Origin of the sequence: Synechococcus sp. H60.3, from assembly GCF_047462295.1 — a bacterium.
Taxonomy (GTDB): Bacteria; Cyanobacteriota; Cyanobacteriia; order Thermostichales; family Thermostichaceae; genus Thermostichus.
On the sequence record NZ_JANSIY010000010.1, the window covers coordinates 1 to 1,754 of the forward strand.

The following is a 1,754-nucleotide window of genomic DNA, read 5'->3' on the forward strand; positions in this document are numbered from 1 at the left end:
GTTTCGGGCTGGGGGCCGGTATCCGCATCCAATCTCCCCTGGGGCCGCTGCGCATCGACTACGCAATCGGGCAAGGGGAGGCCGGCCAGGCCCAACTGCACTTTGGCATTGGCGAGAAGTTCTAGCTTGGCGGTGGATCTGCTGCCGGCTTGCTATGGTGGGAGCAAGTGCTCGTGAGGGAAGCAACCGATGAAACGGCAACTTGGCCAATCGTTCCGCGGCGGATCTTGGGTACTCTTGCTCTGCGTCAGCCTAGCCCTGGCAGGGTGTGGGCCGTTGGCACGGCTGGGCATCGGCACAACTCCCATCGCCCAGATCGAACAAAATCCTTCTCGCTACACCAATGTGTACGTCCGCGGTCGTGTGGTCAATCAAATAGGCGTGTTTGGCCAGGGCATGTACGAGATCCAAGACAACAGCGGCTCCCTCTGGGTCATCACCAACAAGGGCCTGCCGGCCATGAACAGCACCGTAACTGTGCGTGGCAAGGCCCAAGAGGGCATTGTGCTGGGGGGACGCAGCTTTGGGGTCTCGTTGGTGGAAGCAGAGCGCTTCTAGCCGGCCCCCAAAGCCAGCATGGAGACGCGGCCCGCCAAAGTTTTGGCAATTTGCCGCAGGGCCTGGGCCGAAGCCGACTCGGGCTGGCCGACCACAATCGGCTGACCCGCATCTCCCCCTTGGCGCAGGGCAATCTCCAACGGGATCCGCCCCAGCAGTGGGATCCCCAGCTCGCGGGCCGTGGTCTCTCCACCGGCTGAGCCGAAGATATCGTACTGGCGATCCGGTAGGTCGGGTGGAATGAAGTAGCTCATGTTCTCCACAATGCCGAGAATGGGCACCCCCAACTGGCGAAACATGTTCAAGCCCTTGCGGCTATCCAGCAGGGCCACCGACTGCGGCGTAGTGACGATCACAGCTCCCGCCAGCGGCACCGCCTGCACCAGGGTCAATTGCGCATCCCCGGTGCCGGGGGGCATGTCCACGATGAGATAGTCCAGCTCCCCCCACTGCACCTGGTAGAGGAATTGCCGGATGACGCCGTTGAGCATCGGCCCCCGCCAGATCACCGGCTGATCCCGCCCCACCAAGAGACCCATCGACACCATCTTGACGCCGTAGTTCTCCAGGGGGAAGATGTCCTCGCCGCCGTCTTCCCGCTTGCGCACCAACAGAGACTGATCCTGCAACCCCAGCATCAGCGGCACATTGGGGCCGTAGATATCGGCATCCAGCAGCCCCACCCGCGCTCCGCTCTGGGCCAGGGCAACCGCCACATTCACCGATACTGAGGTTTTGCCCACCCCCCCCTTGCCGCTGGAGATGGCGATGATGTTGCGCACGCCGGGGACAGACTGGCGATCCGGCAGGGAGGGCGAGCGGGGAGTTTCTGCTGTAACCGTGACCTCGATGGTTTCAACGGGAGCCAGGCGGCGGATGGCAGCCTTGCACTCCTCGACGATGAATTCCCGCAAGGGGCAGGCCGGTGTCGTCAGCACCAGGGTAAAGGCCACCCGCTCCGGCTCGACGCGAATGTCGCGGATCATGTTCAGTTCCACCAGGCTGCGGCGCAGCTCCGGATCTTGAACCGGGCGCAACGCCTCAAGGATGGCGGCAGCATCGAGGGTGGAGGTGGTCATGGCATCAAAAATGAGGTAACGGCTCTATTTTTCACTCTAATCGGTTTTTCTCCAGGGTCTTCGCCCGCTGGCAGGACAGTTGCGAAACTGTCTGCCAACGCTGGCCCTCTGTAGCCG

At 62.7% G+C, this 1,754-nt stretch carries 3 protein-coding genes; 2 read left to right on the forward strand and 1 reads right to left on the reverse strand.

Annotated features, from left to right (window positions below; translation table 11 throughout):
* Nucleotides 1-8: 8 nt before the first annotated feature.
* A complete protein-coding gene (locus NW841_RS02245; protein WP_414385188.1) occupies nt 9-125 on the forward strand; it encodes a BamA/TamA family outer membrane protein in 117 nt (38 codons plus the stop codon).
* A gap of 64 nt (nt 126-189) precedes the next feature.
* Nucleotides 190-558: a hypothetical protein gene (locus NW841_RS02250; protein WP_414366725.1), complete on the forward strand. Its 369-nt coding sequence runs from the start codon at nt 190-192 to the stop codon at nt 556-558.
* On the opposite strand, the gene NW841_RS02255 is transcribed toward NW841_RS02250, so the two are convergent.
* Complete coding sequence (locus tag NW841_RS02255) at nt 555-1,637, reverse strand: Mrp/NBP35 family ATP-binding protein (RefSeq protein WP_414366727.1); 1,083 nt, start codon at nt 1,635-1,637, stop codon at nt 555-557. The genes NW841_RS02250 and NW841_RS02255 overlap by 4 nt on opposite strands.
* Nucleotides 1,638-1,754 lie beyond the last annotated feature (117 nt).